We start from the raw sequence: 25,383 nt of genomic DNA, 5'->3' as shown, positions 1-25,383 counted from the left end.
CTCAGGCAAACACCTGCAGGCTCTGCGGCGGCAGCGCCACCCAGATGTCCTGAGAACCAAGGCGCGGCATGGCCTCCGGCGCCAGCTCGGCAAGTAGGGTATGCCCCGGCAGAGTGTGCAGCTCAAAGGCCATGCGGCAACGGTTACCGAGGAAGGTGACTTCGCGCACCTTGGCCGGGAACAGGTTTTCTTCATGCACCAGCGGGTTGACCGTGATCGCCTCAGGGCGACAGAACAGCCTACCGCTGCTGGCCGCACCGGCATTGGCGGCCAGGCGCAGGTTCATCCCGCCGACCTGGGCGTGGCTGGCACTGTTGCGCTGGAACGGCAGCCAGTTGCCCTGGCCAACGAACTCGGCCACGAATGGCGTGGCCGGCCGGTCGTAGATCGCTTGCGGGGTGTCGTACTGCTCGACCTGGCCGTTGTTCATCACGGCTATGCGGTCGGCCATCAACATGGCTTCGTCCTGGTTGTGCGTGACCATCAGGGTGGTGATGCCGAGCTGGCGCTGCAGTTGGCGCAGCTCGCCACACAGGTGCTCACGTACCCGCGCATCCAGCGCCGACATCGGCTCGTCCAACAACAACAAAGACGGCGCCGGGGCCAGGGCGCGGGCTAACGCCACCCGTTGTTGCTGACCACCGGACAACTGGCCTGGATATTTCTTCTCGCTGCCAAGCAGGCCGACCAACTCAAGCATCTGCCCGACCCGCTGGCGCGCTTGGTCGCGGCTGCTGGTATTCAGACCGTAGGCTATGTTGGCCTCGACCGTGAGGTTGGGGAACAGCGCATAGGACTGGAACAGGATGCCGTAGTCGCGGGCCTGCGGCGGCAGCTCGGAGATGTCGCGCTCGCCCAGGTACAGCTCGCCACGGTCCTGCCGCTCGAGGCCGGCGATGCAACGCAGCAGGGTGGTCTTGCCGCAGCCGGACGGGCCGAGCAGGCACACCAACTCGCCGGCACCGATATCCAGGGAAACGTTGTTCAGCGCAGCGAAGGCGCCGAAGCGTTTGTCGATACCGCGCACTTTTACCGGTGCGCCAGGGGTAGGGGTAGCGTGGGTCATGGCCAGGCCTCGTGATCAGATAGAGGCCATGCTAGGGAGGCAATGCGAAGGTTCTGTGGCGTTCAGGGCAAAGCTGGCGATAGTGCCATAGGCAGATTTGGGAGTGGCCGTGCTGGCCTTTGCGCAATGAAGCCTGCCGCAGCACTTACAACTGAATACCTGATACTTCCTGCGCGACACCAAGAAACGCCGCTGGCAGGCGCGCCTGGCGCCGCTCCTTGAGGCAATACAGGTACTCGTGCATGACCGGTGCACCTTCCAGGGTGAGCACGGCCAGCTCGGGGTTATGCGGTACCTCATGGCGGGCGATGATGCTGATGCCGATGTTGCGCAGCACGGCCTCGCGGATCGACTCGCGGCTGCCGATCTCGAGCAAGGTGCCGACCTTGACCCCACGCCCGGCAAGCATCTGTTCGGTCATCAGCCGCGTGGTTGAACCCTGCTCGCGCATCAGCAGGCAATGACCGGCCAGGGCATCGATGGCCAGCGTCTGCCGTTGCGCCAACGGATGGCTACGGTGCACGGCCACCACCAGCGGGTCCGTGCCCAGCACTCGCCGCACCAGTCGTGCATCCTCGACCAGTTGCGAGGATGCGGCGACGTCCACGCGATAGTCTTCGAGCATCTCCAGCACCTGTTGCGAGTTGCCGATTTCCACCGCTACGTCCACCTGCGGCAGGCGTTGGCGAAAAATTTTCACCAGGTCGAGAATGTAATACGGCGCGGTGGCGGCGATGCGCAGACTGCCCTGGGCCTGGCCGCTGTTGCGAAGCTCGAACTCGATGTCCGCTTCCTGCTGCAGCAAGGTCTTGACCATCGGTAGCAGGCGCGCACCGCTCTCGCTCAATACCAGCCGGCGCCCACCGCGGTAGAACAGCTCCACCGCGTAGTGGCTTTCCAGCTGGCGAATCTGCGTGGTCACCGTGGGCTGGCTGAGCCCGAGCTTCTTCGCCGCCTGGGTGATGCTGCCCAGGCGGGCAACCATGTAGAAGGCCTTGAGCTCGGAACTCAGCATGCAGATCCCTTATTTGCGCAGCAGGCGCAGACCGTTGAACACCACCAGCAGGCTCACGCCCATGTCGGCGAAGACCGCCATCCACAGGGTGGCCATGCCGGTAAAGGTAACCACCAGGAAGATCGCCTTGATCCCCAACGCGAGAACGATGTTCTGGATGAGAATGGCCGCGCTGGCGCGGGAAAGCCTGACGAATGCTGGGATTTTGCGCAAGTCGTCGTCCATCAGGGCCACATCAGCGGTTTCAATCGCCGTGTCGGTTCCCGCTGCCGCCATGGCGAAGCCGATTTCAGCGCGGGCCAGTGCCGGTGCATCGTTGATGCCGTCGCCGACCATGCCGACCCGGTGCCCTTGGGCGTAGAGCGCTTCGATGGTCTTCAGCTTGTCGCTTGGCAGCAGGTTGCCCTCGGCTCGGTCGATACCTACCTGGGCAGCGATCGCTTGCGCGGTGTGCGGATTATCACCGGTCAGCATGACCGTTTTGATACCCAGCTCATGCAATTCGGCAATCGCCTGGCGGCTGCTGTCCTTGACCGTATCGGCTACGGCAAACAGCGCCAGCGGGCCGCTGCGATCGAGCAGCAGAACCACGGTCTTGCCTTGGCGCTCCAGCGTATCGAGCTGCGCTTCCAGTTGCGGCGAGCACAGGCCCAGCTCTTCGACCAGGCGATGGTTGCCCAGGTGGTACAGCTGGCCGTCGATCTCGCCACGCACACCGCGCCCGGACAGCGCGGCAAAGTTGCTGACGTCGCTCAACGGCAGTTGCTGCGCCTGGGCAAACTGCGCGATGGCCCGCGATACCGGGTGGTCGGAGCGCTCGCCGAGGCTGGCAGCCAGCGCCTGGGCGCGGTCTGCAAAGAGCGGATCAAGCGCGCTGAAATCGGTCTGCACCGGTTTGCCATGGGTGATCGTGCCGGTCTTGTCCAGGGCCAGGAAGTCCAGCTTGCGCCCGCCCTCCAGATACACCCCGCCCTTGATCAGAATGCCCTTGCGCGCGGCAGCGGCAAGGCCACTGACAATCGTCACCGGGGTTGAAATCACCAGTGCACATGGGCACGCCACTACCAGCAGGACCAGTGCGCGATAGATCCAGTCAAACCAGGCGCCGCCCATCAGCAGCGGCGGCAGAATCGCCACGGCCAGGGCCAGGGCAAACACCACCGGGGTGTAGATGCGCGAAAACTGATCAACAAAGCGCTGGGTCGGCGCACGCGCGCCCTGCGCTTCTTCCACAGCCTTGATGATCCGCGCCAGGGTTGACTGGCCGGCAAGGGCAGTAACTTTGTACTCCAGCGCGCCTTCCTGGTTGATGGTGCCAGCGAACAGCTTGTCGCCGACAACCTTCTCCACGGGCAGGCTTTCACCGGTGATCGGCGCCTGATCGACACTCGATTGCCCGCTGAGCACTTCCCCGTCGAGGCCGATGCGCTCGCCAGGACGCACCCGCACCGACGCACCGAGCGCTACCCCGCGCACTTCCACCTCAAGCCACTGGCCATCGGCCTGCTGCACGGTGGCCATATCCGGGGTCAGCTGCATCAAGCCGCCGATGGCGTTGCGCGCGCGGTCCAGCGAGCGCGCTTCGATCAACTCGGCAACGGTGAACAGCACCATCACCATCGCCGCCTCGGGCCATTGGCCGATCAATACGGCGCCGGTCACCGCGATGCTCATCAGCGCGTTGATGTTGAGGTTGCGGTTTTTCAGGGCGATCCAGCCCTTTTTGTAGGTGCCCAGACCACAGCCAAGAATGGCTGCCAAGGCCAGCAAGGCCACCACCCACTCCGGCGCCAGCTCGCTGAAGTGCACGATTTCGGCGGCAATCGCCGCCACTGCCGACAGTGCCAGCGGCCACCAGCGGGTCTTGGCGGCAGGCGCAGCGGCGCTGTCTTCATCGTCAGTCAGCGGCTCGGCGCGCATGCCCAGGCTGTCGATCGCCCGCTCGATTGCGTCCGTGCCTTGCAGCGTATGGCGCACGCCGAGCACACGGTTGATCAGGTTGAATTCAAGCTGCTCGATACCGGCCATCTTGCCCAGCTTGTCCTGGATCAGACCTTGCTCGGTCGGGCAGTCCATGGCCTGGATGCGAAAACGGCTGAGCTGCGCATCGCTGCTGGCCTGCTCGGTCAGTTGCACCAGCGCAGGCGCAGGCTCGCCGCCACAGCAGCTGTGGGCCTTGGTGTCTTGGCAAGCGCTCTTGGCGGCATGCGCATGCTGGTGCTCATGGCCGTGGTCATGGGCGTCATGGTCATGCGCGTGGTCATGGCTGACAGGCTGGTTCATGGAGTCGTCCTTAGCTGATGCGCCGATCCCTTGAGCAGGCTTTGCGCGGCAAAGACGCTCGGTTACAGGGTAGTTATTGCCAAGTGAACACCCTGTAGCCACTATAGGGTCAAGCCATCTGCAGAGGATTCGTGATGAAAATCGGGGAATTGGCCAAAGCCACTGACTGCGCCGTCGAGACCATCCGCTACTACGAGCGCGAGCAACTGCTGCCCGAGCCCGCCCGCAGTGACGGCAACTACCGGCTGTACACCCAGGCCCACGTCGAGCGCCTGACCTTCATCCGCAACTGCCGTACGCTGGACATGACCCTGGACGAGATCCGCAGCCTGCTGCGCCTGCGCGACAGCCCGGAGGGCCAATGCGGCAGCGTCAACGCGCTGATCGACGAGCACATCGACCACGTCCAGGCCCGCATCGACGGCCTGCTGGCACTGCAAGAGCAACTGGTGGAATTGCGCCAACGCTGCACCGCACCCGGGGCGGAATGCGCGATTCTGCAGCAGTTGGAGGTGAATGGTGCGGTGTCAGTGCCAGAGACCGAGCACTCGCATGTGGGCAGAAGTCATGGGCATTGATCAGGAATATCGCGGGGCACCTGACCCCGCGACCAATCCGAATCACACCGCCATCGGCGCCGTCAGTGGCGGGTGATGCTCGTAGCCTTCCAGGCTGAAGTCGCTCGGCTCGATCTTCTCCAGCCACTCCGGCTCGTACACCCCGGTCTTGGCAAACTCAGGCACGCGGTCGCTGATCACCAGTTTGGGTGCCGGCAATGGCTCGCGGGTGAACTGCTCGTTGAGCATGTCCAAGTGGTTCTCGTACACATGGGCGTCGCCGATGAAGTAGGTGAACCAGCGCGGGGTGTAGCCGGTCAGGCGGCCGAACAGCGACAGCAGCGCAGCGCCTTCGGTGAGGTTGAATGGCGTGCCCAGGCCGAGGTCATTGGAGCGGATGTAGAGGGTCAGGGAGATTTCCCTGGTCTCGACATTGGGGTGGAACTGGTACAGCAGGTGGCACGGCGGCAGGGCCATTTCGTCGAGCTGGGCGCAGTTCCAGCCGTGGAACAGGATGCGCCGGCTGCCCGGGTCGTTGGCGATGGTATCGAGGCACTGACGCACCTGATCGATGGCCTTGTAGAGGATGACGAACGCCTGGCCGTCTTCTTCGTCCTGGGCGATCTGGCGGAAGCCTTGTTGCTCGGCCATGGCGATGGCCGCCGGGTTGCTCAGCGGCACGCGCTTGTAGCCTGGCCACTGGCGCCATTGCACGCCGTAGATTTCGCCGAGGTCGTCATGCCCCTGACGGAACGGGTTGGCCAGCCACTGGGCGTTTTCGTTGGCGTTCTGGTCCCAGACCTTGCAGCCCAGCTCGCGGAACTCGCCGGCGTTTTTCACCCCGCGCAGAAAACCGACCATCTCGCCGATGGCCGACTTGAACGCCAGGCGGCGGGTGGTCACGGCCGGGAAGCCTTTCTGCAGGTCGAAGCGCAGCATGGCGCCGGGCAGGCTGATGGTGCGCACGCCGGTGCGGTTGCTCTGCAGGGTGCCGTTGTCGATGACGTCGCGGACCAGATCTAGATACTGTTTCATGACTTACCTGTAACGAGAACGGCAGGGGGATCGCCCCTGCCGTGAAAATCAGACCGCGGCGTTGGCCGTGGGTTTGCGGTTGTAGGCCAGCCAGATCAGCACGATGCCGCCAATGATCATCGGCAGGCAGAGCAACTGGCCCATGGTCAACCAGCCAAAGGCGATGTAGCCAAGCTGGGCATCAGGCACACGCACGAACTCGACGATGAAGCGGAAGATGCCATAGAACAGCGCGAACATGCCGGACACGGCCATGGTCGGGCGCGGCTTGCGCGAGTACAGCCAAAGGATCAGGAATAATGCCACACCTTCGAGGGCAAACTGATACAGCTGCGACGGGTGACGCGGCAGCTGCGCCGGGTCGCTGAACGGCGGGAAGACCATCGCCCACGGCACGTCGGTGGCCTTGCCCCATAGCTCGGCGTTGATGAAGTTGCCGATGCGCCCGGCACCCAGGCCAATCGGCACCAGCGGCGCTACGAAGTCCATCAGCTCGAAGAACGACTTGTTGTTGCGCTTGCCGAACCATAGCGCGGCCAGCATCACGCCGATAAAGCCGCCGTGGAACGACATGCCGCCCTTCCACACTTCGAATATCAGCGTCGGGTTGGCCAGGTAGGCGTGCAGGTCATAGAACAGTACATAGCCCAGGCGTCCGCCGACGATTACCCCCATTGACAGCCAGAACACCAGGTCAGAGAGCTTCTCGCGGCTCCAGGTCGGGTCGAAGCGGTTCAGCCGGCGCGAGGCCAGCAGCCAGGCACCGCCGATGCCGATCAGGTACATCAGGCCGTACCAATGGATTTTCAGCGGCCCGATGGCCAGGGCCACGGGGTCGATCTGCGGGTAAGGCAGCATGGTGATTCCTCTCGATCAAATCAGGCAGCTAAATCAAAAAACTCAGGCCGACGCAGAACAGCAACGCGGCGAACAGACGTTTGAGCAGGCGCGGCGACAGCTTGTGCGCCAGGCGCGCGCCATAACGGGCAAAAAACATGCTGGTCAGGGCAATGCCAAGCAGTGCCGGCAGGTACACGTAACCCAGGCTGTGCGGCGGCAGGTGGCTGTCGTCCCAGCCCAGCAGCATGAAGCTGAGGGCGCTGGCCAGGGCGATCGGCAAGCCGCAGGCCGATGAGGTCGCCACCGCCTGCTGCATCGGCAGGCTGCGCCAGGTCAGGAACGGCACGGTCAGCGAGCCGCCACCGATGCCAAAGATTGCCGAGGCCCAACCGATTACCACGCCGGCAACCGACAACCCAGGCTTGCCAGGGATGCCACGGCTGGCCTTGGGTTTGAGGTCGAGGGCCATCTGCGCGGCGACCACCAGGGCAAACACGCCAATGATCTTCTGCAGCATCGGGCCCTGGATCAACGAAGCGGTTTTGGCGCCGATACCCGCACCGATCAGGATACCAACGGTCATCCAGACAAAGACCGACCATTGCACCGCGCCTTTGCGCTGGTGCTCACGCACGGCGTTGATCGATGTGAAGATGATGGTCGCCAGCGAGGTGCCGACGGCCAGGTGGGTCAGCACCGAGGGCTCGAAGCCCTGCAAGGTGAAGCTGAACACCAGCACCGGCACGATGATGATCCCGCCGCCCACGCCGAATAGCCCGGCCAGGACGCCGGCGCAGGCGCCCAACAGCAGGTAGAGTACGAACTCCATTCGTCGACCCCATGACAATTCAGTCCGGCATGGTAACGGAAGCTGGCCTTGTGGCTCTAGTGAAGTCTGTGTCAGCTGATGGCCAGTGCTCGATGCAGTGGGTAGAGTGAGCAAAAACCAGAGGCTACGCCATGTGCCTGATCGTATTTGCCTGGCGGCCGGGGCATGCCCTGCCGCTGATCGTTGCGGCCAATCGGGACGAGTTCTATGCCCGCCCCAGTCAGGCGCTGGGCGCGTGGGACGACGCACCGGGGGTGTACGCCGGGCGCGACCTCGAGGCCGGCGGCAGTTGGCTGGGGATTGGTCCGAACGGGCGCTTCGCGGCGCTGACCAATATCCGTGACCCGCGCCAGCCACAAGGCCTGCGCTCTCGCGGTGAACTGGTGGCTGGTTACCTGCGCGGCGAGCTCGGCGTTGAGCAATACCTTGAGCAGGTGGCTAGCCGCAGCAGCGAGTACTCAGGCTTCAATCTGTTGATTGGCGACGAGCAGCAGCTGGGCTACCTGCACGCCTCTGACGCAGCGCCGCAATTGCTTGAGCCGGGCGTCTACGGGCTGTCCAATGCACGGCTGGATACGCCGTGGCCGAAGCTGGTGCAGACCCGCCAAGGCCTGCGCGAGCTGCTCGACGAGGCCGACCCGCAGCGGCTGCTGGGTTTGCTTGGCAACGCTCAGCCTGCGCTGGACGCCGATTTGCCGGACACCGGTGTCGGCCTGGCCACCGAGCGGCTGCTGTCGAGCGCATTCATCGCCAGCCAGAACTACGGCACCCGCGCCAGCACGGTGCTGCTTGTGCACAAGTCGGGGCAGCGGCGCATGCTCGAACGCAGCTTTGGTCCCTACGGCGGGCATCTGGGTGAGGTCGAGCTGGCGGTCTGAGCAGAGCCACCAGCATCCTTGGCTTAGAGGGTTTTGTTCGCGCCAGGCCCGATCATCCGCGCCAGGCCGAGGTTCTTCAGCGCCAGCTGCAGCGAGCTGTGGATAACTTGCGGGTTGTCGTGGCTCATGGCGTCGGCCAGCAGTTCCTTGGCCTTGCTCATGTTGACCTGACGCAGCATCCACTTGACCTTGGGCAGGTTAGTGGCGTTCATCGACAGGCTGTCAAAGCCCATCGCCATCAGCAGGATCGCTGCCGCCGGGTCACCGGCCATCTCGCCGCAGATACTCACCGGCTTGCCTTCGGCATGGGCATCGCGCACCACGGTTTGCACGGCTTGCAGCACTGCCGGGTGCAGGTAGTCATACAGGTCGGCGACCCGCGGGTTGTTGCGGTCGACCGCCAGCAGATACTGGGTCAGGTCGTTGGAGCCAACCGAGAGGAAGTCGACCTGACGCGCCAGCTCTTTGGTCTGGTACACCGCTGCCGGGATTTCGACCATCACCCCCACCGGCGGCATCGGTACGTCGGTGCCTTCGTCGCGCACCTCGCCCCAGGCACGGTGGATCAGGTGCAGGGCTTCTTCCAGCTCATGGATGCCGGAGATCATCGGCAACAGGATGCGCAGGTTATTCAAGCCCTCGCTGGCCTTGAGCATGGCGCGGGTTTGCACCAGGAAGATTTCCGGGTGGTCGAGGGTGACGCGAATACCGCGCCAGCCGAGAAACGGGTTTTCTTCCTTGATCGGGAAGTACGACAGCGCCTTGTCACCGCCAATGTCCAGGGTGCGCATGGTCACCGGCAGCGGGTGGAAGGCAGCGAGCTGCTCGCGATAGATCGCCAGCTGTTCCTTTTCGCTGGGGAAGCGCTGCTGGATCATGAACGGCACTTCGGTGCGGTACAGGCCAACCCCTTCGGCGCCGCGTTGCTGCGCCCGGGCCACGTCGGCGAGCAGGCCGGTGTTGACCCACAGCGGCATGCGATGGCCGTCCGGGGTTACGCAGGGCAGCTCGCGCAGTGCGTCCAGGCCTCTGGCAAGTTCGCGTTCTTCTTCGACGACTTCCTTGTACTGCTTGCGCAGCACATCGCTGGGGTTGGTGAAGACTTCGCCCTTGTAGCCGTCGACGATCATTTCGATGCCGTCGACCTTGGAGTACGGCAGGTCGACCAGGCCCATCACCGTCGGGATACCCATCGCCCGGGCCAGAATGGCCACATGCGAGTTACCCGAGCCAAGCACCGAAACCAGACCGGCAAGCTTGCCCTCCGGCACCTCGCCAAGCATCGCGGGCGTCAGCTCTTCACTGACCAGAATGGTGTTTTCGGCGTAGACCAGGGTCTGCGAACGGGCTTCCTGCAAGTAAGCCAACAGCCGCCGGCCAAGGTCCTTGACGTCGGAGGCGCGCTCGCGCAGGTAGTCGTCGTCCATCAGCTCGAAGCGGTTGACGTGCTCGCCGACCACCTGACGCAAGGCGCCCTGGGCCCACTGGCCGGTCTTGATCACTTCGACCACTTCGCCACCAAGGGCAGCGTCTTCGAGCATCATCAGGTAGACGTCGAACAGCGCCCGTTCTTCCGGGCGCAGCTGGGTGGCAAGCTTGGCCGACAGCTTGCGCATGTCGGCGCGCACGCCTTCGAGGGCGTTATTGAACAGTTTCAGTTCGGCGTCGATGTCATCGACGGTCTTGTCCGGCACCACTTCCAGATCGGCGGGCGGCAGCATCACCACCGCGCGGCCTACCGCAGCGCCAGGCGAACCCGGTACGCCGACGAAGCGCGCCTCTTGAATGCCTTTGCCCTGACGGCCCAGGCCACGGATCGAACCGGTGGCTTCGGCGTGGGCGATAACCCCGGCCAGCTGCGCGCTCATGGTTACCAGGAAGGCTTCTTCGCCCTCGTCGAACTGGCGCCGCTCCTTTTGCTGGATGACCAGCACCCCGACCACACGACGGTGGTGGATGATCGGCGCACCGAGAAACGACGCGTAGCGCTCTTCACCGGTTTCGGCAAAGTAGCGATAACGCGGGTGATCGGCGGCGTTTTCCAGGTTCAGCGGCTCTTCCCGGGTACCGACCAGGCCAACCAGGCCTTCGTTGGGGGCCATGCTGACCTTGCCGATCGAGCGTTTGTTGAGGCCTTCGGAGGCCATCAGCACGAACCGGTTGGTTTCCGGGTCAAGCAAGTAAACCGAGCAGACATGGCTGCCCATGGCTTCCTTGACGCGCAAGACAATGATCCCCAACGCCGTCTTGAGATCTTTGGCGGAGTTCACTTCCTGGACGATCTTGCGCAGCGTATTGAGCATGGCTCGGGGTCGAACTCCGTCGTCAGTCGCGCGTCAGCAGGCGCGGGGCTAGCTCTTTCAGGGCGCGGCGGTAAACCTCGCGCTTGAATGTCACGACCTGGCCCAGCGGATACCAATAGCTGACCCAGCGCCAGCCGTCGAATTCCGGTTTGCCGGTCAGGTCCATACGCACCCGTTGCTCGTTGCTCACCAGGCGTAGCAGGAACCACTTCTGTTTCTGGCCGATACACAATGGCTGGCTGTGCGTGCGCACCAGCCGCTGGGGTAGACGATAACGCAACCAGCCGCGGGTGCAGGCAAGAATTTGCACATCGTCACGCTCCAGGCCGACTTCTTCATTCAGCTCGCGGTACAGGGCATCTTCCGGCGTCTCATCAGGGTTGATACCGCCCTGGGGAAATTGCCAGGCATCCTGGTTGATCCGTCGAGCCCAAAGCACCTGTCCAGCATCATTGGTGAGAATGATACCGACGTTGGGGCGAAATCCATCCGGGTCGATCACGGCAGCAACCTCGAAAACGCATATTGCCGCATTGTTCCACAAAGCTCACAAGCGCAGCAACGCGCCTGCCGTGCTTATGTGCAGCCAGGTGAAATTCCCTGTGAAATGGGGCTGTTGCGGGCTGCCTCAGACCGGCTTGGCGCCCATCAGGCCCGCAATCGAGACAAAGCACACCGCACTGAACACGGCCAGTGCCAAGGTCAGGCGCAGGCTGCCAGGCTCAGCCCGGCGCAAGCGGTTGAGGCGGATCAGCAGCCACCACACACTCAGCGCACCGACGGTGTAGATCACGCTCGAGGCCAACAGCCAGGTCTGCCCCAGCGGCCAGCCGACCAGGTGCACCAGCCACCAGCCGGTGAATGGCATGCTCACCAGGCACACGCCGAGCAACAGCCAGACAAACAGCAGGGGGCGGCGCAGCAACTGGCTATAGACCGCAGCATCGCTGCGCTGGCGCAGCCGCCAGGTGTAGATGGCCAGGCCCAGGGCGCAGGCGAGCAACAGCACGGTGGCGACAACGTGCACGGTCTTCAGGGTAGTCAGATATTCCATGTGCAGATCCTTGGGTTGCGCGTGCGGGCCTTGGCGCGGCTGGCTGATACAGCACCGCGCCGAGAAGCCTCTCGAGGTCTAGCTTAGCCCCTCAACCCAAAAACAGCCGGTAGGCCGGGTTTTCGCTTTCATCCCAGTACGGGTAGCCGATCTTGGCCAACGCTGCCGGCACCAGATGACGCTCGTCTTCGGGCACCTGCAAGCCGGCCACCACGCGCCCGTCTGCGGCGCCATGGTTGCGGTAGTGGAACATGGAGATATTCCAGCGCCCGCCCAGCTTGGTCAGGAAGTTGAACAGCGCCCCCGGCCGTTCGGGGAATTCGAAGCGCAGCACGATCTCGTCGTGGGCCCGCGCCGAATGGCCGCCGACCATATGGCGAATGTGCAGCTTGGCCAGTTCGTTGTCGGTCAGGTCGATAACCGGGAAGCCTTGCTCGATCAACTGCTGCACCAGCGCGGCGCGCGGGTCGGTATCGGGATGGGTCTGCACGCCGACAAAGATGTGCGCCTCGTCCGAGGTGTGCTTGCGGTAGTTGAATTCGGTTATCTGGCGCTTGCCGATGGCCTCGCAGAAGGCCTTGAAGCTGCCCGGCCGCTCGGGGATGGTCACGGCGATGATCGCTTCGCGCTTCTCGCCCAGCTCGGCGCGCTCGGCCACGTGGCGCAGGCGGTCGAAGTTGACGTTGGCGCCGGAGTCGATGGCGACCAGTGTGTGACCACTGACACCGCTCATTTCCACGTACTTCTTGATCCCGGCAACGCCTAAAGCGCCGGCAGGCTCGGTTATCGAGCGGGTATCGTCGTAGATATCCTTGATCGCCGCGCAGATTTCATCGGTACTGACCGTGATCACCTCGTCCACGTGCAGCTTGCAGATATCAAAGGTGTGCTGGCCGATCTGCGCGACCGCAACGCCATCGGCGAACAGCCCGACTTGCGGCAGCACTACTCGCTCGCCAGCGGCCATGGCCGCCTGCAGGCAGTTGGAGTCGTCCGGCTCGACGCCGATCACCTTGATTTCCGGGCGCAGATATTTGACGTAGGCAGCGATGCCGGCAATCAAACCGCCGCCGCCGACCGGCACAAAGATCGCGTCGAGGCGGCCCGGGTGCTGGCGCAGAATTTCCATGGCCACGGTGCCTTGGCCGGCGATGGTATGCGGGTCATCGTAGGGGTGGATATAGACAAAGCCCTTTTCATCCACCAGCTTGAGCGAATAGGCCAGCGCCTCGGGGAACGAGTCGCCGTGCAGGACGACCTTGCCGCCACGCGAGCGCACGCCTTCGATCTTGATTTCCGGGGTGGTCTTGGGCATCACGATGGTGGCTTTGATGCCCAGCTCGCGCGCAGCCAGGGCCAGGCCCTGGGCATGGTTGCCGGCGGAGGCAGTGACCACGCCACGGGCCAGCTCTTCGGCAGTCAATTGCGCCAGCTTGTTGTACGCCCCGCGGATCTTGAACGAGAACACCGGCTGCAGGTCTTCACGTTTGAGCAGCACCTGATTGTTCAGGCGCTTGCTCAACTGGCCGGCACTGTGCAGCGGCGTTTCGACGGCAACGTCGTACACGCGCGAGGTGAGGATCATCTTGACGTACTGTTCGAGCATCGGGAAAGCATCACTGGCCGCGGGACAAGGCCTGCGAGTCTACCCCAGCGCCACGTCGGCGGACCACAGCAAAGCCGAGGTTTTGCCGGCACTTGCCGCTATACTGTGCGCCTCTCGAAACTCCCCAGCCCCACTCGGAGCCCGCATGACCCAGGACCAACTGAAACAGGCCGTCGCCCAGGCCGCTGTCGATCTCATTCTGCCCAAGCTGGACGACAAGAGCGTCGTTGGCGTCGGCACCGGTTCGACTGCCAACTTCTTCATCGACGCCCTGGCTCAGCACAAAGGCGCCTTCGATGGCGCGGTCGCCAGCTCCGAGGCCACTGCCCAGCGCCTCAAGGGCCATGGCATTCCGGTGTACGAGCTGAACAGCGTCAGCGAGCTGGAGTTCTACGTGGACGGCGCCGACGAGAGCGACGCGCACCTGAACCTGATCAAGGGCGGCGGCGCCGCACTGACCCGCGAGAAGATCGTCGCCGCCGTGGCCAAGACCTTCATCTGCATCGCCGACGGCAGCAAGCTGGTGCCGGTGCTAGGCGAGTTCCCGCTGCCGGTCGAAGTGATTCCGATGGCGCGCAGCCACGTTGCCCGCGAGCTGGTCAAGCTGGGCGGCGACCCGGTCTACCGCGAAGGCGTGCTGACCGATAACGGCAACGTGATTCTGGATGTGCATAACATGCAGATCACAGACCCGGTCGAGCTCGAGCGGCAGATCAACGCCATCGTCGGCGTGGTCACCAACGGCCTGTTCGCCGCGCGCCCGGCCGATGTGCTGCTGCTCGGCACCGCCGAAGGGGTCAAGACTCTCACCGCCGAGTAAACAGCGATGCGCCCACGGCCCCTGTTCAAGGTGGCCGTGGGCTGCGCTACTCAGTCAGCCGGCTGCTTGAACACGTAGAACAGGTTCGGCTCGCTGACCAGATAGATCGTCCCGGCATCATCCATGGCAATCCCCTCCGCCTGCGGCACCGTCTTCTGCAGGCCTTGCGAACCCTTGCGCAGCGACAGCGTACTCAGCGGTTTGCCCTTCACATCCAGCTCCACCACCAGCCGTGATTCATCCGACAGCGCCAGCAGATGGCCGCTGCGCTCATCGAACTGCAGGCTCGACAAGTCCTTCACGAACAACCGCGAATCGCGCTTGCGGTCCTGGTCGACCTGCACCGAATAAGGCTGTTCGGGATTATCGTGGGGGAAGCCGCGCACCTCATAAATCACCATCGGATCGCGCTCCTTGGCCACGAACAGGCGCTTGCCGGCCGAGTCGTAGGCCAGGCCCTCAAAGCCCTTGTTGCCGTTCAGGCCGATGCCCAGGCTGAGCTGCTCGGCGTCGTTGGCGTCGAGAAAGCGCGTGTTGTCATCCAGGCGCACCCGGATCAGCCGTTGCAGGCGCTCGTCGGTAATCACGTAGCTGTTGGGGCCGATGTACTCGACTGCCTCTGGATCACCGAAACCGGTCAACGGCACGCGGCGCAGAATGCGCCCGTCCAGCGACAGTTCGATCAGCTCGGAGCGTTTGTTGGTGACGGTAAACAGGGTTTTACGATCAGGGTCGAAGGTCAGCGCCGATACATCGTCATCCAGGCCCTCGATGACCTGTCCTTCAAGCACCACCTGATAACGGTCCAGGCCGATGCTTTGCTCGGCCGGCTGCCACCAGGTCTTGAGGTTGAACCAGCCGCGCTCGAACAGTCGCGATTCATAACCCTTGACGCCGATCGCCAGTAACACGACAACAACTGACAGCAGCAACAGCACAGGCAAGCGGAGATAACGGCGCATGGAGGCAAACTCGGTGAATGGGAGGCAAAGCTAATCACGATCAGCTGAAGACAAGCTTAATGCCATCATTGCCTTTGCCGTTATTTCTTCTTGAAGCGGTAGAACAGATCCGGCTCGCTGACCATGTACAAGGTGCCGTGCTCATCCATGGCCACGCCTTCAGCGCGCGGGATACGGTCTTTGAGACCGTTGAAGCCACCGAGCAGGGTCATGAAGCTGACTTGCCCGCCGGTTTCATCCAGTTCCAGCAGCATGTTCGAATCAGCCGACAGCAGCAGTGTGTGACCGGTACGCGGGTCGATGCTCATGCCCGACAGGTTGCGCAGGTCGAGTTCATCGCTAGGCACTGGCTGTTTGGTACCTGCAAGCGGGCTGCGACCATCGGTGGCCCAGGTGAACAAGCGCGGTGGACGCTCCTCGCCGAACAGCAGACGCTGGCGCAGCGGGTCCCAGGCAACGGCTTCGAAACCCTTGTTCTGATTGGCTGAGTCACCCAGGTCGTAGCTGCGAAAATCCTCACGCTTGAGCTCGCGGGTCTCAGGCCCGACCACAACCAGGGTGAGCTCATGGTTGCGCTCATCGACAATGGCCAGATGGTCACCCTCAAGCACCGCCACGCCTTCCGGGTTGGACCAGCCATGCAACGGCATCTTGCGCAAGACGTCACCGTCCAGCGTCAGCTCGACCAGAAACGGGTTCTTGCCCATCACCGCAAACAGGGTTTTGGTCCGGGGGTTGTAGGCAAGGTCAGAGGCTTCGTCATCGTTCATGCCGGGCAGCACCTTGGCATCGATGTCGGCCGTGTAGTCCGGTAGCCAGATGCTTTCGCTGCGCTCGCCGGTGGTTTCGAAGCGCTCCTTGACCCAGAGCAGGCCACGATCATCCCAGTGCATGGCGAACACCACGCCATAACCGATCACCGCCACGACACCCAGCAAAAAGGGCCAACGCAGGAACAGGCGTCGCTTGCGGGAAGGGGGAGTTGAAGCGCTGGATGACGTCATGGCAGGAGATTCCTGAGACAGCCGAGCAGGGTTTGGCCGCGGCGAATGGGCTTTCGGGTAGCCGCATTATCCAGATCGTTTGTGAAAAAAATGACAAGCCTTGCATAAACATCGCGCTGGCTCCCCGCTCTGGGGATTTGCTCCACCATGGAGCCAGCGCGCTAGGCAAACAGCCCCTTAGAGCACCTTGCTCTCGAAGCGGCACACGCCAGGCAGTTCCAGCACCAACTCGTCACCGGCCTCGAACGGGCCGACCCCAGCTGGGGTGCCAGTCAGGATCACATCACCGGCCTGCAGCGAGAACTGCGCGGCCATGTGCTGGATCATCGGCACGATCGGGTTGAGCATCAGCGCGCTGCTGCCGTCCTGGCGCACGGCACCATTGATGGTCAGGCGTACCGGGATGTCGGTGAGGTCGTCGAATGCGCTGGCGGCCACGAACGGCGGCAGTACGCAGGCGCCATCAAAGCTCTTGCTCAGCTCCCACGGCAGGCCCTTTTCCTTGAGTTTGGCCTGTACGTCACGCAGGGTCAGGTCCAGCGCCGGGGCAAAACCGGAGATGGCGTCGAGCACTTCTTCTACCGATGGCTTGGCCGAAAGGGACTTGCCCAGCAGCACGGCGATTTCGGCTTCATAGTGCACCGCACCACGATCGCTCGGGATCTTGAAGCCGCCCGCCAGAGGCACCACGCAGCTGCCAGGCTTGATGAACAGCAGTGGCTCGCTCGGGATGGGGTTGTCCAGTTCCTTGGCGTGCTCGGCGTAGTTGCGCCCGATGCAGACCACTTTGCCCAGCGGGAAGTGGATGCGCGTGCCGTCTACATACTGGTGCTGGTAACTCATGGCCGATTCCTTGTGCTGGCTGCTTTTATTCAGGAGCGAAGATCTTACCCGGATTCATGATGCCGTTAGGGTCGAAAACGGCCTTGATTGCCTTCATGCAGGCGATTTCTTGCGCTGAGCGACTGTAACCGAGGTAGTCACGTTTGGTCATGCCGACGCCATGCTCGGCCGAGATCGAGCCGTTGTAGCGCTGGACGATCTCGAACACCCACTTGTTGACCCTGGCGCAGGAGGCGAAGAAATCGTCCTTGCTCATGTCAGCGGGCTTGAGGATGTTCAGGTGCAGGTTGCCGTCGCCGATATGGCCATACCAGACCACTTCATAGTCCGGGTAATGCTCGGCGACCACGGCATCGATCTCACGCAGGAAGGCCGGCACCTTGGAAACGGTGACCGAGATGTCGTTCTTGTACGGCGTCCAGTGCGAGATGGTTTCGGAGATGTACTCGCGCAGCTTCCACAGGTTTTTCAGCTGGGTCTCGCTCTGGCTCATCACCCCATCCAGCACCCAGCCCTGCTCGACGCAGTGCTCGAAGGTAGCCAGGGCGTCATTGGCCACGTCCTCGTTGCTGGCTTCGAATTCCAGCAGTGCATAGAACGGGCAGGCGGTAGCGAACGGCGGCGGGACATCGCCGCGGCCCATGACCTTGGCCAGGGCCTTGTCGGAGAAGAATTCGAAGGCGGTCAGGTCCAGCCGGCCCTGAAACGCGTGCAGCACCGGCATGATCGAGTCGAAATCAGCGGTGCCAAGAACCATCGCCGTGAGGTTGCGTGGCGCCCGGTCGAGGCGCATGGTCGCCTCGACGACAAACCCCAGGGTGCCCTCGGCACCGATGAACAGCTGGCGCAGGTCATAGCCGGTGGCGTTCTTGATCAGGTCCTTGTTCAGCTCGAGCAGCTCGCCCTTGCCAGTGACGACCTTGATACCGGCCACCCAGTTGCGGGTCATGCCATAACGGATCACCTTGATCCCGCCGGCATTGGTGCCGATGTTGCCGCCAATCTGGCTGGAGCCTGACGAAGCAAAGTCGACCGGATAATAAAGACCGTGTTCTTCGGCCAACTGCTGCAACTGACGAGTGATCACGCCAGGCTGGCAGACCACGGTGCGGTCGAACTCATTGAAGGCGAGCACCTGGTTCATGGCGTCGAAGGCCACCACTACTTCACCGTTGGCAGCGACGGCCCCGGCGGACAGGCCAGTGCGGCCACCGGAGGGTACCAGGGCAACTTGATGGCGATTGGCCCAGGCGACGATGGCCTGCACTTGCTCGATGGTCTTGGGCAGCACAATCGCGCTTGGCGCAGGCGGGTAATGCTTGGTCCAGTCCTTGCCGTATGCCTCCAGCGAAGCAGGGTCGGTAAGCACCTTGCCAGGGTCGACCAGGGTCAGCAGCTCTTCCATTACCGCAGGATGGGTCATCGCCGGAACTCTCGACTTATTCATAGTCACCCTGAGCACTCTTCACCTGTCGGTGGGAGCTCAGATTGTGTCGCGTATGCTAGCATAGCCCTCCCGCTGTTCGTGCTAAGGCCGACGCCGCGCCGCTTCACCTCCTCGCCATTATTTCTCCGGGATACAGGTTTACGCAGATGAGCAAGACTTCTCTCGACAAGAGCAAGATCCGGTTCCTTCTTCTTGAAGGTGTGCATCAGAACGCGGTCGATACCCTCAAGGCTGCCGGCTACACCAACATCGAGTATCTGACCGGTTCAATACCCGAAGCCGAGCTCAAGGAAAAGATCGCCGACGCGCACTTCATTGGTATCCGCTCGCGGACCCAACTGACCGAAGAAATCTTCGACTGCGCGAAGAAGCTGGTGGCGGTAGGTTGTTTCTGCATCGGCACCAACCAGGTCGACCTCGGCGCTGCTCGCGAGCGCGGCATTGCCGTGTTCAACGCGCCTTACTCGAACACCCGTTCGGTGGCCGAGCTGGTCCTGGCCGAAGCGATCCTGCTGCTGCGCGGCATCCCCGAGAAAAACGCTGCCTGCCACCGCGGCGGCTGGATCAAGAGCGCGGCCAACTCGTTCGAGATTCGCGGCAAGAAGCTCGGCATCGTCGGCTACGGCTCGATCGGCACCCAGCTGTCGGTATTGGCCGAAAGCGTCGGCATGCAGGTGTACTTCTACGACCCGCTGACCAAGCTGCCGCTGGGCAACGCCACGCAGGTGGCTAGCCTCAACGAACTGCTGGGTCTGGCTGACATCGTCTCCCTGCACGTCCCTGAGCTGCCATCGACCCAGTGGATGATCGGCGAGAAAGAGATCCGCGCGATGAAAAAGGGCTCGATCCTGATCAACGCCGCCCGCGGTACTGTGGTCGAGCTGGAAAGCCTGGCCAACGCGATCAAGGACAAGCACCTGATCGGCGCCGCCATCGACGTATTCCCGGTGGAGCCGCGCTCCAACGATGACGAGTTCGAAAGCCCGCTGCGTGGCCTGGACAACGTCATCCTCACCCCGCACATCGGTGGCTCGACTGCCGAAGCGCAGGCCAACATTGGCCTGGAAGTCGCCGAGAAGCTGGTCAAGTACAGCGACAACGGTACTTCGGTGTCGTCGGTCAACTTCCCGGAAGTGGCCCTGCCGGCCCACCCAGGCAAGCACCGCCTGCTGCACATCCACGAAAACATCCCGGGCGTGCTCAGCGAGATCAACAAGGTCTTCGCCGAAAACGGGATCAACATCTCCGGTCAGTTCCTGCAGACCGACGAGAAGGTTGGCTACGTGGTGATCGACGTCGATGCCGAGTATTCGGATCTGGCTCAGGAAAAACTGCAGCACGTGAAGGGCACTATCCGCTCGCGCGTACTGTTCTGAGCTTGATTGCAGGCTGAAGATATTGGGGCCGCTTTGCGACCCTTCGCGGGCAAACCCGCTCCCACAGCAAACCTTGTGGGAGCGGGTTTACCCGCGAAGGGCCGCAACGCGGCCCCATTTACTTCACTTAACGGTAACGGTAATTTTCTGCGACTCAACGCTAGGCTTGAACGGCACATGATACTTGTCGCCCAGCACCAACTGCAGGGTGTGCTTGCCTGGTGTCAGGGTGATGGTCGCTTCAGTCTGCGCCTTGCCGAAATGCAGCACCTGCGGCCCAGCCGGCAGCGGCGCGTTGTTTTCCGGCATAAGGCTGGTCGGCAGCGGTGTATCGCTCAGTGGCTGCTTGTCGACATCTACCAGCAAGTGGTGGTGGCCGCTATGCGGAGTCTGGTCGCCAGCGGGTTTCAGCGCCATGCCTTCGATGGCAAATTTGACGGTAAAGGTCTTGTCGACCGTGGCACCATCCGCCGGGGAAACAATGAAGACCTTGGCATCCTTCGGCGGCTCCTGGCTTTGCAGTGCATCCGCTGCACTGGCGAGTACCGACGCCCCCATGAGCAGACCGGCAACGGCAGCACGCGAAAATAGGCTGTTCATTCACTTCTCCTGTGATTCACTTCATTGACCGCCGCCAGGTAACGATCGGCAGCGGAGCATCAACATAGTCCAAATGTGGCCCGAGGTGTCTGGGCCCGCTGTCACAAATAATTTATCAGCGGTTTAAACATTAGGAGAGACCCACGGTCATAGCCAGCGTTCGACCGCCACCACAAATAAAGCAGCGGCGAATGAAATTTACCTGCTGAACAAGAAGGGATACTCATGCGTTTGACCATTGGCGTACTGCTGACAGTACTGATCAGTCCGTTGGCCCAGGCCGAGCTGATAGACGAAATCAACGACCGGGGCGAACTGCGCATTGCCGTGCAAGCCGATACACCGCCTTATGCCTTCAAGCAGGACGAACACCTGGCGGGCTTCGATGTCGAGCTGGGCCAGGCCCTGGCCAAGGAGCTGGACCTGCGTGCCGAGTTCATCGAAACCCCCGCAGAACAGATATTGCCCGAGGTCGAGAGCGGCAAGAGCGATGTTGCCCTGAGCCAGCTGCGCGCCGCGCAGAAGGTCGACGCGGCACTGGATGTCAGCCAGCCGTTTGGCAGTGACAAGCTGGTAATCCCGTTCCAGAAAGACAACCCGGCCTTCGAGAGCGCAGTGAACAACGCCCTGCAGCGGATCAAGGATGACGGCAGGCTGGCGGACCTTGAAAAGAAATGGCTCAAGGGTGAGAGACCTACCGCCGGCCAGTAACCTGCTGATGACATCTCAATGGTCGAGGGCTGCCAGCGCCTGCTGCGCCTCGGCCAACTGCAGCTCGCTGAACACCAGCACGCCTTCGCGGCGCAGCAGCGCAGTAGTCACGCCCTGCCCCGCCACTTTGACCCCGCTGAAGCTGCCGTCGTAGGTCAGTTGGTTACCGCAGGAGGGGCTGCCGGACTTGAGTACGGCGACCCGGATGCCGTGCCGACGCACCAGCGCCAGGGCGATCTGCGCACCCGCTAGAAACGCCGCACTGACGTCCTCGCCCGACACCGTAATCACCTGCGCCTGCCCGTCGAGCACCTGCGCGCCCTGCCCGCCGGGGATTTCTGCAGGTGGCCGCGGGGTCGGCAAGCCGCCAGCTACCTCCGGGCACAGCGCTACCACACGACCCTCGGCCTGCCAGCCTTGCAGCACGTCCGGATGGCCACTGGCACGCCCGTCGTAGCGCACCGGCTGGCCCAGCAGACACGCGCTGACCAAAACCGGCGACAATTCAGAACGGTTCATTGCCACGCCTACGGAACCAACCCGTCAATGACAAGCGCTCACGCCCGGCCGCCAGCACTTCGTGGGGCACGTCGCCGGACAGAAACACCACCAGTGTGCCCGCTGTCGGCGCTACGTCATGCACGCGCTGGTCATCGAGGAACATGCGCAACTCGCCGCCGTCGCCGGGCTGCCAGTCCTGATTGAGATAGATCACAGCCGACACGGCGCGGCGGTCGTCATCGCGAAAGCGGTCCAGATGGCGCCGATAGAACGCCCCCGGCGGATACAGGGCGAAATGGCATTCGTAATCTTCAAGGCCGATGAACAAGCCCTGATTGATTGCCTGACGCAGCGCGTCCATGGTGTCCAGGTAACGGTCGCAAGCGCTCGACTCGCCAGGCTCCAGCCAGCGGATGTGATCGCCACGGATCGCCTCGCGAACCTCTAGCGTGCCGCCACGGCCAACCCCGGCAGGGTTGAGCTGGCCGTCGCCGGCGCGCCGCCGGCATTCAGCGGCCAGCGCGCTGACCAGCTCGGCCGGCAAAAAGTCGGCCTGCTGCGACCAGCCCTGGCTGGCCAGGTCATCGACAATCGCGGACAGCTTGGAAACATCGGAAGTAATGTGCATGGCGCATCATAGCCATTCGCCCAGGCCCCCTCCAGCGCCACTTGGCTGACCGGCGTCATTGCGTCTCGACAAACTCCCACTGCGCCACGGACAATAGCGCACTGCCGACAGGAGTCCTGAATGCGCCGTTTGTTTTCCCTGCTGTTGCTGATGATCTGCACCATGCCTGTCTGGGCAGACAGCCTCGATCAGCTGTACAAGGCCGCCGGCTGGCCCGACCAGCGCGCCCATTTCAATGATGCCGTGAGTGCTGCCCAACAGCGCTACCGCAACAGCCTGCCGCCTGCGGTTTACCAGGCGCTGGTGAGCAACAGCAACCAACGCTTCCAGGCCCAAGCCATGGACCAGCGCGCACAGGCGCAGCTACGCAGCAAGCTGGCCAACCCGGCGCCAGCCTTGGCGTTCTTCAATTCGCCGTTGGGGCGCAAAGTAGTGGCCGCCGAGTTGCTCGCCACACGCAAGGACCAGTTGGCCAAGAACGCCAAAGGCCTGCCCAAGCTGCAGGTCAGCGACACCCGGCAACTGATCATGGGCCACCTGGCCCAGGCCCTGCCCGCGCGCGAAGCCGGCGCCGAAGTCAGCCTGGCGATCGCCGGCGTGGCTGCCGACAGCCTCAGCTCGATGATCCCAGGGCTGTTTGGTGGCGGTCAGGCGCAAGGGTTGCTCGACGGCCAGCGCCAGCGCCTGATGAACCAGATCGGCGAAGACCTCAACAACACCTTGCTCTACGTCTACCGCGAGCTCAGCGATGCCGAACTGGAAGAGTTCGCCAACTTCGCCGAATCCGCCGACGGCCAGGCGTACTACCAGGCGGCACTGGCGGCAGTGCGTGCCGGGCTTGCGGTCGGCCAGAACGGCAATCAGCTCAAGTAATCAGCCCAGCCGCTGGCTGATGAAATCGAGGTAGCGCTGACGGGTTGCCGGCAGTTCATTGGCCAGATGATGGCGCGCCTCTGGCAGCAGCAGGATCTGCGGATCAGCGAACTTGGCCTTGAGCACCTTGAGGTTGTAACGCCAGTCGACCGTGCCATCCGCCTCGCCCTGCACGATCAACGGCCTGCGCGTGCTCGGCGGCGCCGCCTCGATCCGCTTGACCCAGCTCATCAGCGCACCTACCCAGGCAGTCGGCAAGCGCCGTGGTTGCAGCGGGTCGGCCTGCAGAAACGGCAGAAACGCCGGGTCGGTGCTGTTTTCGCTGAACTGGCGCTGGATGCCGTTGACGAAGTGGCGCAGCAACCGATAGCTGAGCTTGGACCAGTGCCACGCCCGCGGCCGCACCAGCGGTGCCAGCAGGATCAGCTCGCCATCGACCGGGCTGTGTTCGCCGGCATGCAGCACGTGATCGACCGCGATCGCGCCACCGGTGCTCTGCCCGCATAGATGCCACGGGCGTGGCAGCTCCAGCTCGCGGGCCTGGCCGAACAGCGCCACCAGTGTCTGCTGATAAAGCCCGAAGTCACTGATGCTGGCCCGCTCGCCACTGGACAGACCATGCCCGGGCAAATCACAGCTGACCACCGCCAAGCCCTTGCTCAGCGCCCACTCGATGACATGCCGGTACAGCCCCATATGGTCATAGTAGCCGTGCAGCACGAACAGCGTCGCCACCGGCTGCGGCGGCAGCCAGGCCTGGCCGACCAGCTCGAAACCGCCCGCCTCGAAGCTGCCGAGCAAACGCTGCACAGGCAGATCCAGGCCATAGAAGCGCTGGTACGCAAGCGCCTGGGCAGATAACGGCTGGCGGCTCGACAATGGCGCGAGGCCGCTGCGCAGGTCGACGTTGAAAGGAGCAGGCATCGGCAAAATCCGCGAACAAGTATTGATCTGGGATATTCAGCTCAAGCGCGGCGCATGGCAAGCTGGGCGCCCCTCCAACTCATTGCAAAAAGCGAGTACCGCAGCTGCGGCCCCCCCATGAAAAAGCTGTCGACCTTGGCCATCACCCTGCTCTGCGCCGCCGTGCTCTGGTGGGCTTACGACAGTTTCCAGTCACGTTACCTGCGCCCGTTCGCCAATCAGGCCACGCTGTTCGATGGTAGCCAGTTGCGCCTGCCCGCCGAGCTTGCCGGCCCCGGGGCGATCCGTGTGGTGCATTTCTGGGACCCGGCTTGCCCGTGCAACGTCGGCAACCAGCAACATCTGAGCGAACTGGTCGAACAGTTCACGCCGCAGGGAGTGAGTTTCTATCTGCTGCAAAAGCCCGCCAGCCATGGCGCGCTGCCGGCCAACCTGGCCGCGCTCAAGGTCCTGAGCGAGCTGCCCGGCAGTGCCAGCCTGCCCGCCAGCCCTGCGGTGGCGATCTGGGACCGCCAGGGCCGACTGGCCTACTTCGGCCCATACAGCGAAGGCGCCGTGTGCAACTCAAGCAACAGCTTCATCGAGCCGATCCTCAAGGCCTTGCTCGAGAACCGCAATGTCAGCGCCTCCAACACCCTCGCGGTCGGCTGTTACTGCCCTTGGGCTGACTGACGCTCGCGGGCCGGATTGCCCACCACAACCGCACCGGCGGCGACATCGCGGGTAACCACGCTACCAGCACCAATCACCGCGTCATCACCGATGGTGACCCCCGGCAGAATGATCGCACCGCCACCGATCCAGACGTTGTTGCCGATGTGCACCGGGCGCCCGCTTTCCAGGCCGGTGCGGCGCACGTCCGGGTCGAGCGGATGATCGGCGGTGTAGATCTGCACCGACGGCGCGATCTGGCAGTCGTGGCCAATGTGTACCGGCAGCACGTCGAGGATCACGCAGCTGAAGTTGATGAAGGTGTTGGCGCCGATACTGATGTTGTAGCCATAGTCGCAATAGAACGGCGGGCGGATGACCACGCCCTCGCCGACTGCGGCAAGATGCTCGGCCAGCAATGTATGGCGGCTGAGCTTGAGCTGCTCGTCGCTGCCGTTGTAGCGGTCCATCCACTGCTTGTTGCTGCGTTGCTCAGCCTGCAACTCGGGGCAGCCTGCGTGATAGAGCTGGCCGCTGAGCATCTTCTGTTTTTCGCTGAGGGACATGCAGACTCCTT

At 63.1% G+C, this 25,383-nt stretch carries 26 protein-coding genes; 7 read left to right on the top strand and 19 right to left on the bottom strand.

The window, feature by feature from the left end; all coding sequences use genetic code 11:
* Position 1: 1 nt before the first annotated feature.
* The 3 genes from CXQ80_RS00520 to CXQ80_RS00510 all read right to left on the bottom strand — a co-directional run bounded on the left by CXQ80_RS00520 (position 2) and on the right by CXQ80_RS00510 (position 4,364).
* Positions 2 to 1,066 (bottom strand): putative 2-aminoethylphosphonate ABC transporter ATP-binding protein, encoded by a 1,065-nt coding sequence (locus CXQ80_RS00520; protein WP_101315404.1) that lies wholly within the window; start codon positions 1,064 to 1,066, stop codon positions 2 to 4.
* A gap of 145 nt (positions 1,067 to 1,211) precedes the next feature.
* A complete protein-coding gene (locus CXQ80_RS00515; RefSeq protein ID WP_101315402.1) occupies positions 1,212 to 2,081 on the bottom strand; it encodes a LysR family transcriptional regulator in 870 nt (289 codons plus the stop codon).
* A 9-nt stretch (positions 2,082 to 2,090) separates the two neighbouring features.
* Positions 2,091 to 4,364, bottom strand: coding sequence for a heavy metal translocating P-type ATPase (locus CXQ80_RS00510; RefSeq protein ID WP_101315400.1), 2,274 nt, complete (start codon positions 4,362 to 4,364; stop codon positions 2,091 to 2,093).
* A gap of 134 nt (positions 4,365 to 4,498) precedes the next feature.
* Between CXQ80_RS00510 and cadR the strand changes: the two genes are divergently transcribed.
* Positions 4,499 to 4,942, top strand: coding sequence for a cadmium resistance transcriptional regulator CadR (cadR, locus tag CXQ80_RS00505; protein WP_101315398.1), 444 nt, complete (start codon positions 4,499 to 4,501; stop codon positions 4,940 to 4,942).
* Between the two features lie 42 nt (positions 4,943 to 4,984).
* Here cadR and CXQ80_RS00500 read toward each other — a convergent pair whose 3' ends face one another.
* From CXQ80_RS00500 to CXQ80_RS00490, 3 genes are read right to left on the bottom strand one after another with little or no spacing between them, the layout of a single operon-like run.
* On the bottom strand, positions 4,985 to 5,956 hold the full coding sequence (locus CXQ80_RS00500) for a thymidylate synthase (protein WP_101315396.1): 972 nt from the start codon (positions 5,954 to 5,956) through the stop codon (positions 4,985 to 4,987).
* Between the two features lie 48 nt (positions 5,957 to 6,004).
* Entirely contained in the window at positions 6,005 to 6,814 is an 810-nt protein-coding gene (gene lgt / locus CXQ80_RS00495; protein WP_101315394.1) for a prolipoprotein diacylglyceryl transferase, read from the bottom strand.
* A gap of 28 nt (positions 6,815 to 6,842) precedes the next feature.
* Positions 6,843 to 7,625 (bottom strand): sulfite exporter TauE/SafE family protein, encoded by a 783-nt coding sequence (locus tag CXQ80_RS00490; protein ID WP_101315392.1) that lies wholly within the window; start codon positions 7,623 to 7,625, stop codon positions 6,843 to 6,845.
* A 131-nt stretch (positions 7,626 to 7,756) separates the two neighbouring features.
* Between CXQ80_RS00490 and CXQ80_RS00485 the strand changes: the two genes are divergently transcribed.
* Complete coding sequence (locus CXQ80_RS00485) at positions 7,757 to 8,503, top strand: NRDE family protein (RefSeq protein WP_101315390.1); 747 nt, start codon at positions 7,757 to 7,759, stop codon at positions 8,501 to 8,503.
* Positions 8,504 to 8,526: 23 nt separating this feature from the next.
* On the opposite strand, the gene ptsP is transcribed toward CXQ80_RS00485, so the two are convergent.
* The 4 genes from ptsP to ilvA form a co-directional block, all read right to left on the bottom strand.
* Positions 8,527 to 10,806 (bottom strand): phosphoenolpyruvate--protein phosphotransferase, encoded by a 2,280-nt coding sequence (gene ptsP / locus CXQ80_RS00480; protein WP_101315388.1) that lies wholly within the window; start codon positions 10,804 to 10,806, stop codon positions 8,527 to 8,529.
* A gap of 22 nt (positions 10,807 to 10,828) precedes the next feature.
* A complete protein-coding gene (locus CXQ80_RS00475) occupies positions 10,829 to 11,308 on the bottom strand; it encodes an RNA pyrophosphohydrolase (protein ID WP_101315386.1) in 480 nt (159 codons plus the stop codon).
* Between the two features lie 126 nt (positions 11,309 to 11,434).
* The gene (locus CXQ80_RS00470) at positions 11,435 to 11,860 is read right to left on the bottom strand and encodes a DUF2269 family protein (RefSeq protein ID WP_101315384.1); all 426 of its coding nucleotides are present in this window, start codon (positions 11,858 to 11,860) and stop codon (positions 11,435 to 11,437) included.
* A 91-nt stretch (positions 11,861 to 11,951) separates the two neighbouring features.
* Entirely contained in the window at positions 11,952 to 13,466 is a 1,515-nt protein-coding gene (gene ilvA, locus CXQ80_RS00465; RefSeq protein ID WP_101315383.1) for a threonine ammonia-lyase, biosynthetic, read from the bottom strand.
* 145 nt (positions 13,467 to 13,611) lie between these two features.
* Between ilvA and rpiA the strand changes: the two genes are divergently transcribed.
* A complete protein-coding gene (gene rpiA, locus CXQ80_RS00460; RefSeq protein ID WP_101315381.1) occupies positions 13,612 to 14,286 on the top strand; it encodes a ribose-5-phosphate isomerase RpiA in 675 nt (224 codons plus the stop codon).
* 50 nt (positions 14,287 to 14,336) lie between these two features.
* Here rpiA and CXQ80_RS00455 read toward each other — a convergent pair whose 3' ends face one another.
* The 4 genes from CXQ80_RS00455 to CXQ80_RS00440 form a co-directional block, all read right to left on the bottom strand.
* On the bottom strand, positions 14,337 to 15,248 hold the full coding sequence (locus tag CXQ80_RS00455) for an SdiA-regulated domain-containing protein (RefSeq protein WP_101315379.1): 912 nt from the start codon (positions 15,246 to 15,248) through the stop codon (positions 14,337 to 14,339).
* Positions 15,249 to 15,328: 80 nt separating this feature from the next.
* A complete protein-coding gene (locus CXQ80_RS00450) occupies positions 15,329 to 16,252 on the bottom strand; it encodes an SdiA-regulated domain-containing protein (RefSeq protein WP_101315377.1) in 924 nt (307 codons plus the stop codon).
* 177 nt (positions 16,253 to 16,429) lie between these two features.
* Positions 16,430 to 17,095, bottom strand: coding sequence for a fumarylacetoacetate hydrolase family protein (locus CXQ80_RS00445; protein ID WP_101315375.1), 666 nt, complete (start codon positions 17,093 to 17,095; stop codon positions 16,430 to 16,432).
* A 25-nt stretch (positions 17,096 to 17,120) separates the two neighbouring features.
* On the bottom strand, positions 17,121 to 18,518 hold the full coding sequence (locus tag CXQ80_RS00440) for an FAD-binding oxidoreductase (protein WP_101315373.1): 1,398 nt from the start codon (positions 18,516 to 18,518) through the stop codon (positions 17,121 to 17,123).
* Between the two features lie 170 nt (positions 18,519 to 18,688).
* Between CXQ80_RS00440 and serA the strand changes: the two genes are divergently transcribed.
* Entirely contained in the window at positions 18,689 to 19,918 is a 1,230-nt protein-coding gene (gene serA / locus CXQ80_RS00435) for a phosphoglycerate dehydrogenase (RefSeq protein ID WP_101315371.1), read from the top strand.
* Positions 19,919 to 20,041: 123 nt separating this feature from the next.
* Here the strand turns inward: serA and CXQ80_RS00430 are convergent, their stop codons facing one another.
* Complete coding sequence (locus CXQ80_RS00430; protein ID WP_101315369.1) at positions 20,042 to 20,518, bottom strand: DUF4399 domain-containing protein; 477 nt, start codon at positions 20,516 to 20,518, stop codon at positions 20,042 to 20,044.
* Between the two features lie 225 nt (positions 20,519 to 20,743).
* Here CXQ80_RS00430 and CXQ80_RS00425 point away from each other — a divergent pair, with 225 nt between their 5' ends.
* Entirely contained in the window at positions 20,744 to 21,229 is a 486-nt protein-coding gene (locus tag CXQ80_RS00425) for an ABC transporter substrate-binding protein (RefSeq protein WP_101315367.1), read from the top strand.
* Between the two features lie 15 nt (positions 21,230 to 21,244).
* On the opposite strand, the gene CXQ80_RS00420 is transcribed toward CXQ80_RS00425, so the two are convergent.
* Both CXQ80_RS00420 and CXQ80_RS00415 read right to left on the bottom strand, forming a co-directional pair.
* Positions 21,245 to 21,748: a DUF523 domain-containing protein gene (locus tag CXQ80_RS00420; protein ID WP_101315365.1), complete on the bottom strand. Its 504-nt coding sequence runs from the start codon at positions 21,746 to 21,748 to the stop codon at positions 21,245 to 21,247.
* Positions 21,735 to 22,358 (bottom strand): 2OG-Fe(II) oxygenase, encoded by a 624-nt coding sequence (locus CXQ80_RS00415; RefSeq protein WP_101315362.1) that lies wholly within the window; start codon positions 22,356 to 22,358, stop codon positions 21,735 to 21,737. The genes CXQ80_RS00420 and CXQ80_RS00415 overlap by 14 nt, the downstream gene beginning before the upstream one ends.
* Before the next feature lie 120 nt (positions 22,359 to 22,478).
* Between CXQ80_RS00415 and CXQ80_RS00410 the strand changes: the two genes are divergently transcribed.
* The gene (locus CXQ80_RS00410; RefSeq protein ID WP_101315360.1) at positions 22,479 to 23,231 is read left to right on the top strand and encodes a DUF2059 domain-containing protein; all 753 of its coding nucleotides are present in this window, start codon (positions 22,479 to 22,481) and stop codon (positions 23,229 to 23,231) included.
* On the opposite strand, the gene CXQ80_RS00405 is transcribed toward CXQ80_RS00410, so the two are convergent.
* Entirely contained in the window at positions 23,232 to 24,155 is a 924-nt protein-coding gene (locus CXQ80_RS00405; RefSeq protein WP_101315358.1) for an alpha/beta hydrolase, read from the bottom strand.
* A 117-nt stretch (positions 24,156 to 24,272) separates the two neighbouring features.
* Between CXQ80_RS00405 and CXQ80_RS00400 the strand changes: the two genes are divergently transcribed.
* The gene (locus tag CXQ80_RS00400) at positions 24,273 to 24,827 is read left to right on the top strand and encodes a DUF6436 domain-containing protein (RefSeq protein ID WP_101315356.1); all 555 of its coding nucleotides are present in this window, start codon (positions 24,273 to 24,275) and stop codon (positions 24,825 to 24,827) included.
* Here CXQ80_RS00400 and CXQ80_RS00395 read toward each other — a convergent pair.
* The gene (locus CXQ80_RS00395) at positions 24,806 to 25,372 is read right to left on the bottom strand and encodes a sugar O-acetyltransferase (protein WP_101315354.1); all 567 of its coding nucleotides are present in this window, start codon (positions 25,370 to 25,372) and stop codon (positions 24,806 to 24,808) included. The two genes, CXQ80_RS00400 and CXQ80_RS00395, sit on opposite strands and share 22 nt — an antisense overlap.
* Positions 25,373 to 25,383 lie beyond the last annotated feature (11 nt).

This window comes from Pseudomonas sp. 02C 26 (genome assembly GCF_002843585.1).
Classification (GTDB): Bacteria; Pseudomonadota; Gammaproteobacteria; order Pseudomonadales; family Pseudomonadaceae; genus Aquipseudomonas; species Aquipseudomonas shirazensis.
The sequence above is the reverse complement of the archived record's forward strand: the minus strand, read 5'-3'. Positions and strand labels throughout refer to the sequence as shown.

Coding starts and splice junctions, on each gene's coding strand:
- CXQ80_RS00520 (WP_101315404.1), bottom strand. CDS start 1,066: ATGACCCACGCTACCCCTACCCCTGGCGCACCGGTAAAAGTGCGCGGT.
- CXQ80_RS00515 (WP_101315402.1), bottom strand. CDS start 2,081: ATGCTGAGTTCCGAGCTCAAGGCCTTCTACATGGTTGCCCGCCTGGGC.
- CXQ80_RS00510 (WP_101315400.1), bottom strand. CDS start 4,364: ATGAACCAGCCTGTCAGCCATGACCACGCGCATGACCATGACGCCCAT.
- cadR (WP_101315398.1), top strand. CDS start 4,499: ATGAAAATCGGGGAATTGGCCAAAGCCACTGACTGCGCCGTCGAGACC.
- CXQ80_RS00500 (WP_101315396.1), bottom strand. CDS start 5,956: ATGAAACAGTATCTAGATCTGGTCCGCGACGTCATCGACAACGGCACC.
- lgt (WP_101315394.1), bottom strand. CDS start 6,814: ATGCTGCCTTACCCGCAGATCGACCCCGTGGCCCTGGCCATCGGGCCG.
- CXQ80_RS00490 (WP_101315392.1), bottom strand. CDS start 7,625: ATGGAGTTCGTACTCTACCTGCTGTTGGGCGCCTGCGCCGGCGTCCTG.
- CXQ80_RS00485 (WP_101315390.1), top strand. CDS start 7,757: ATGTGCCTGATCGTATTTGCCTGGCGGCCGGGGCATGCCCTGCCGCTG.
- ptsP (WP_101315388.1), bottom strand. CDS start 10,806: ATGCTCAATACGCTGCGCAAGATCGTCCAGGAAGTGAACTCCGCCAAA.
- CXQ80_RS00470 (WP_101315384.1), bottom strand. CDS start 11,860: ATGGAATATCTGACTACCCTGAAGACCGTGCACGTTGTCGCCACCGTG.
- ilvA (WP_101315383.1), bottom strand. CDS start 13,466: ATGCTCGAACAGTACGTCAAGATGATCCTCACCTCGCGCGTGTACGAC.
- rpiA (WP_101315381.1), top strand. CDS start 13,612: ATGACCCAGGACCAACTGAAACAGGCCGTCGCCCAGGCCGCTGTCGAT.
- CXQ80_RS00455 (WP_101315379.1), bottom strand. CDS start 15,248: ATGCGCCGTTATCTCCGCTTGCCTGTGCTGTTGCTGCTGTCAGTTGTT.
- CXQ80_RS00450 (WP_101315377.1), bottom strand. CDS start 16,252: ATGACGTCATCCAGCGCTTCAACTCCCCCTTCCCGCAAGCGACGCCTG.
- CXQ80_RS00445 (WP_101315375.1), bottom strand. CDS start 17,095: ATGAGTTACCAGCACCAGTATGTAGACGGCACGCGCATCCACTTCCCG.
- CXQ80_RS00440 (WP_101315373.1), bottom strand. CDS start 18,518: ATGACCCATCCTGCGGTAATGGAAGAGCTGCTGACCCTGGTCGACCCT.
- serA (WP_101315371.1), top strand. CDS start 18,689: ATGAGCAAGACTTCTCTCGACAAGAGCAAGATCCGGTTCCTTCTTCTT.
- CXQ80_RS00430 (WP_101315369.1), bottom strand. CDS start 20,518: ATGAACAGCCTATTTTCGCGTGCTGCCGTTGCCGGTCTGCTCATGGGG.
- CXQ80_RS00425 (WP_101315367.1), top strand. CDS start 20,744: ATGCGTTTGACCATTGGCGTACTGCTGACAGTACTGATCAGTCCGTTG.
- CXQ80_RS00420 (WP_101315365.1), bottom strand. CDS start 21,748: ATGAACCGTTCTGAATTGTCGCCGGTTTTGGTCAGCGCGTGTCTGCTG.
- CXQ80_RS00415 (WP_101315362.1), bottom strand. CDS start 22,358: ATGCACATTACTTCCGATGTTTCCAAGCTGTCCGCGATTGTCGATGAC.
- CXQ80_RS00410 (WP_101315360.1), top strand. CDS start 22,479: ATGCGCCGTTTGTTTTCCCTGCTGTTGCTGATGATCTGCACCATGCCT.
- CXQ80_RS00405 (WP_101315358.1), bottom strand. CDS start 24,155: ATGCCTGCTCCTTTCAACGTCGACCTGCGCAGCGGCCTCGCGCCATTG.
- CXQ80_RS00400 (WP_101315356.1), top strand. CDS start 24,273: ATGAAAAAGCTGTCGACCTTGGCCATCACCCTGCTCTGCGCCGCCGTG.
- CXQ80_RS00395 (WP_101315354.1), bottom strand. CDS start 25,372: ATGTCCCTCAGCGAAAAACAGAAGATGCTCAGCGGCCAGCTCTATCAC.